Raw genomic sequence first — 5612 nt, forward strand, 5'->3', positions numbered from 1 at the left:
GTGTCTGTAATGCAAAAAGCCTTGGGTCTCTTTCGAGCCAAGGCTTTTTGTTTTAATAAATATGGCAGCTACCTACTCTCCCGCATTGTGGTGCAGTACCATCGGCCATGAGGGGCTTAACTTCTCTGTTCGGGATGGGAAGAGGTGAACACCCTCGGCAAAACCACCATAATTAAGTGGAGTTACCAAGTGATAAGTTGATTCGTTGCTAAGTAAGGGACTTACTTGTCAACTTGTCGACTTATGAACTTGTCAACTTTAATAAAGTGACATATTGGAATAAAGTCATTAGATCCTAAGAGCAAAATAAAAATTAAAGCGTACGGGCAATTAGTACTACTCGACTTTGCTGTCACCAGCTTTACATCTGTAGCCTATCAACGTCATAGTCTCTGACGACCCTTAAAAGTAAACTCATCTTGAAGAAGGTTTCACGCTTAGATGCTTTCAGCGTTTATCCTGTCCGTACATAGCTACTCTGCGCTGCACCTGGCGGCACAACAGATACACCAGCGGTACGTGCGACCCGGTCCTCTCGTACTAAGGTCACGTCTTCTCAATTTACTTGCGCCCACCACAGATAGGGACCGAACTGTCTTGCGACGTTCTGAACCCAGTTCACGTGCCACTTTAATCGGCGAACAGCCGAACCCTTGGGACCTTCTCCAGCCCCAGGATGTGACGAACCGACATCGAGGTGCCAAACCTCCCCGTCGATATGAGCTCTTGGGGGAGATCAGCCTGTTATCCCCGGAGTACCTTTTATCCTTTGAGCGATGGCCCTTCCATACAGAACCACCGGATCACTTCAGCCGGCTTTCGCCCCTGCTCGACGCGTCTGTCTCACAGTCAAGCTCCCTTATACTGATGCGCTCTTCGTACGATTACCAACCGTACTGAGGGAACCTTTGCAAGCCTCCGTTACTTTTTAGGAGGCGACCACCCCAGTCAAACTACCCACCATGCACTGTTTCCCGCAAGGGATTAGACCCTAAGCAAACGAAGGTTGGTATTTCAACGATGACTCCATGACTCCTGGCGAAGCCACTTCACAGTCTCCCAACTATCCTACACATCGGTTGCTCAGAATCAATGCAAAGTTGTAGTGAAGGTTCACGGGGTCTTTCCGTCCCGTGGCGGGTAACCGGCATCTTCACCGATACTACAATTTCACCGGGCTCGTGGAGGAGACAGTGTTCAACTCATTAGACCATTCGTGCAGGTCGGAACTTACCCGACAAGGAATTTCGCTACCTTAGGACCGTTATAGTTACGGCCGCCGTTTACTGGGGCTTCAGTCAGAAGCTTTGGGTTACCCCGAACATCCTTCCTTAACCTTCCAGCACCGGGCAGGTATCAGGCCCTATACGTCATCTTGCGATTTTGCAGAGCCCTGTGTTTTTGTTAAACAGTTGGTTGAACCATTTTACTGTGCCCAGCCGAAGCTGGGACGCTTTATCCCGAAGTTACAGCGTCAATTTGCCTAGTTCCTTCTCCACGGCTCACCCGAGCGCCTGAGAATATTCTTCCCGTCTACCTGTGTCGGTTTGCGGTACGGGCCGTTTTAGCCTAGCCTTAGAGGTTTTTCTCGGCAGCTTTTAGGTTCACTCACCGCAGCCGAAGCCTTGGTGTACTTTCCCTCTTTGCCAGATCTTCCGGATTTACCTAGAAAACCTATAGCTACAAGGTTAATCGCACTATTCCGTAAGTGCGAGGAACTTTCAATACTGCGTCACCCCATCGAAACTAAAACGGGTACTGGAATATTAACCAGTTTTCCATCAGATACCCCTTTCGGGTTTTCCTAAGGACCCGACTAACCCTGATCCGATTAACGTTGATCAGGAACCCTTAGACTTTCGGCGACAAGGTTTTTCACCTTGTTTATCGTTACTTATACCTACATTTTCTTTTGAAGCCGCTCCAGCATACGTCGCCGTACACCTTCGATGCTGCTTCAATGCTCCCCTACCGAATACACACTTAGTGTGCATCATAAAGCTTCGGTTCGTAGTTTGATGCCCGATTATTTTCCGTGCAGAGTCTCTCGACCAGTGAGCTGTTACGCACTCTTTAAATGAATGGCTGCTTCCAAGCCAACATCCTGGCTGTTATAGAAACTCCACCTCGTTTGATCAACTTAACTACGTATTAGGGACCTTAGCTGTTATTCTGGGTTATTTCCCTCTCGGCCATGGACCTTAGCGCCCACAGCCTCACTGCCGCAGATATTTATGAGCATTCGGAGTTTGTCAGGGTTTGGTAGGCGGTGAAGCCCCCTAGCCCAATCAGTAGCTCTACCTCTCATAAACTTCTAAAATGCGACGCTGTTCCTAAAAACATTTCGGGGAGAACGAGCTATCTCTCAGTTTGATTGGCCTTTCACCCCTATCCACAGGTCATCGCAAAACTTTTCAACGTTTACGCGTTCGGCCCTCCAGTGTGTGTTACCACACCTTCAGCCTGCCCATGGATAGATCACAAAGTTTCGCGTCTGCCCCCACTGACTAAACGCCCTGTTCGGACTCGCTTTCGCTACGGCTCCGTTACTTAAGAACTTAACCTCGCCAGTGAGGAGCAACTCGTAGGTTCATTATGCAAAAGGCACGCCGTCACAGCTTGCGCTGCTCCGACCGCTTGTAGGCGCACGGTTTCAGGTACTATTTCACTCCCTTGTTTAGGGTACTTTTCACCTTTCCCTTACGGTACTGGTTCACTATCGGTCTCTGAGGAGTATTTAGCCTTACCAGATGGTGCTGGCAGATTCAAGCAGGATTTCTCCGGTCCCGCCCTACTCAGGGTACTGCTCGTCCAGATCAATTTACGCGTACGCGGCTATCACGCTCTATGGCAAAATTTTCCAAAGTCTTCCGCTTGATGATCTTTTCTAAATGCAGCCCTACAACCCTCAAGGAGCACGCTCCTCAAGTTTAGGCTATTCCCGTTTCGCTCGCCACTACTCAGGGAATCACTATTGTTTTCTTTTCCTCCGCTTACTTAGATGTTTCAGTTCAGCGGGTTGGCTCACCTTTCGGTGTAATACGTCTTCAACGTACTGGGTTGTCCCATTCGGAGATCCAGGGATATAATACTTGTGTGCAGTTCCCCCTGGCTTATCGCAGCTTACCACGTCCTTCATCGCCTCTCAGAGCCTAGGCATCCACCATGCGCCCTTAGTTGCTTTAAAAATCTTAGAAATTGTATTTGTTACCCAACCACATTTCAAAAAGACCATCCATTTTTAAAAAAAACAGTGATCTAAAATCATGTAATTGATGTGTACTCTTCGTTTCTAACAACTTTATTGATTCCAATATGTCAAAGATCTTCCTGTTCCACCAAGTAAGGAGGAGTAATGAGTGACCAGTAATGAGTAGAAACTCATAAGGCTGACCGCCGTTTCCCGTCCCACCATTCCGTGGACAGCTTTTGTCAAATGTTATGGTTGCGAACCACCAGGCTATCACACTCTTGTGATACCACATTCTAAAAAATGAGAAGCAAAGAACTGGTTTTCGTCAATCGTCAAGGCATTCACCATTGACCATTCACCGTTTTGGTGGAGGATAACGGATTCGAACCGTTGACCCCCTGCGTGCAAGGCAGGTGCTCTAGCCAGCTGAGCTAATCCCCCAAGGTTATTGGCTTAGCGTCTGGAGCTCGGTTCACACATCTTCGGTCCACACAACTTCATCCGGACTTCTCTCCTCGCAGCTTCGGTTTGGTAGACCCGAGCAGATTTGAACTGCTGACCCCTACATTATCAGTGTAGTGCTCTAACCAGGCTGAGCTACGGATCTTTTTGTAGCCCCTCCCCCGATCACTCGGGATTACGGGTTCCATTTAAAAGAACGAATAATATTGAAAGAAAGGGGAAAACAATAGCAAACAAATTCACAGAAGATGAAAAAAGTGCTCTAAAAAGGAGGTATTCCAGCCGCACCTTCCGATACGGCTACCTTGTTACGACTTAGCCCCAGTTACTAGTTTTACCCTAGGCGGCTCCTTGCGGTTACCGACTTTAGGTACACCCAGCTTCCATGGCTTGACGGGCGGTGTGTGCAAGGTCCGGGAACGTATTCACCGTATCATTGCTGATATACGATTACTAGCGATTCCAGCTTCACGCAGTCGAGTTGCAGACTGCGATCCGAACTGAGAGTCGGTTTTTGGGATTGGCTCCTTATCGCTAAGTGGCAGCCCTTTGTCCGACCCATTGTAGCACGTGTGTAGCCCTGGGCATAAAGGCCATGATGACCTGACATCATCCCCTCCTTCCTCGCGTCTTACGACGGCAGTTTCACTAGAGTTCCCAGCGTTACCTGATGGCAACTAGTGATGGGGGTTGCGCTCGTTGCGGGACTTAACCCAACACCTCACGGCACGAGCTGACGACGGCCATGCAGCACCTTACCAGCGGTGTATTGCTACAAAGTGAGCTTTCACCCACGGTCCACTGGCATTCTAGCCCAGGTAAGGTTCCTCGCGTATCATCGAATTAAACCACATGCTCCACCGCTTGTGCGGACCCCCGCCAATTCCTTTGAGTTTCAACCTTGCGGTCGTACTTCCCAGGTGGGATACTTAATGCTTTCGCTCAGACGCGTACAGTCATATCGCACACGTCGAGTATCCATCGTTTAGGGCGTGGACTACCAGGGTATCTAATCCTGTTTGATCCCCACGCTTTCGAGCCTCAGAGTCAATATATGTGTAGCGAGCTGCCTTCGCAATCGGTGTTCTATGTCATATCTAAGCATTTCACCGCTACATGACATATTCCGCTCACCTCCACAATATTCAAGACAGATAGTATCAACGGCAGTTTCCATGTTAAGCACGGAGATTTCACCACTGACTTACCTGCCCTCCTACGCTCCCTTTAAACCCAGTGAATCCGGATAACGCTTGCACCCTCCGTATTACCGCGGCTGCTGGCACGGAGTTAGCCGGTGCTTATTCCTGGGGTACCGTCAGACTGTCAAGAATAACAGATTTCGTCCCCCATAAAAGAAGTTTACAATCCAGAGGACCTTCATCCTTCACGCGGCATGGCTGGTTCAGACTTGCGTCCATTGACCAATATTCCTTACTGCTGCCTCCCGTAGGAGTCGGGCCCGTGTCTCAGTGCCCGTGTGACTGGTCGTGCTCTCACACCAGTTACTGATCGAAGGCTTGGTGGGCCATTACCCCAACCAACTACCTAATCAGCCGCACACCCATCCCAAACCGCCGGAGCTTTAATCGCTAAGTGATGCCACTCTACGATCCTATGGGGTATTAATCCTCCTTTCGGAGGGCTATCCCCCAGTTCAGGGTAAGTTGTGTACGTGTTCCGCACCCGTTTGCCGGTCGCCGGCAGTTGTATTGCTACAACCCCGCTGCCCCTCGACTTGCATGTATTAAGCCTGCCGCTAGCGTTCATCCTGAGCCAGGATCAAACTCTCCATTGTAAATGTGTTGTTTGACTCTGACTAGAAAATTCTCATTGTTATAAAAATTGTTCGAGTCATTTGTCGATTTTAATATCGCATACTCAATTCATCCTTTACCTGTAAACTAGTAGATAACTACTAAATTTTACTATTGCTTCCCATTCTTTCAAAGAACTT

2 tRNA genes and 3 rRNA genes are annotated in these 5612 nt (G+C 48.8%); all 5 read right to left on the reverse strand.

The features are described from left to right. Positions 1-59: 59 nt before the first annotated feature. Positions 60-171: ribosomal RNA gene (gene rrf / locus ABD937_RS21810) — 5S ribosomal RNA — on the reverse strand. A gap of 139 nt (positions 172-310) precedes the next feature. Further along, a 23S ribosomal RNA gene (locus tag ABD937_RS21815) occupies positions 311-3187 on the reverse strand. A gap of 370 nt (positions 3188-3557) precedes the next feature. Further along, a tRNA-Ala gene (locus tag ABD937_RS21820) sits at positions 3558-3634 on the reverse strand. Positions 3635-3722: 88 nt separating this feature from the next. Beyond that, positions 3723-3800 (reverse strand) — tRNA-Ile (locus ABD937_RS21825). Between the two features lie 121 nt (positions 3801-3921). Beyond that, positions 3922-5453: ribosomal RNA gene (locus ABD937_RS21830) — 16S ribosomal RNA — on the reverse strand. Together the 16S, 23S and 5S rRNA genes with 2 tRNA genes alongside form the textbook arrangement of a ribosomal RNA operon. Positions 5454-5612: the final 159 nt, after the last annotated feature.

Origin of the sequence: Flaviaestuariibacter amylovorans, from assembly GCF_039541815.1 — a bacterium.
Taxonomy (GTDB): Bacteria; Bacteroidota; Bacteroidia; order Chitinophagales; family Chitinophagaceae; genus Flavisolibacter; species Flavisolibacter amylovorans.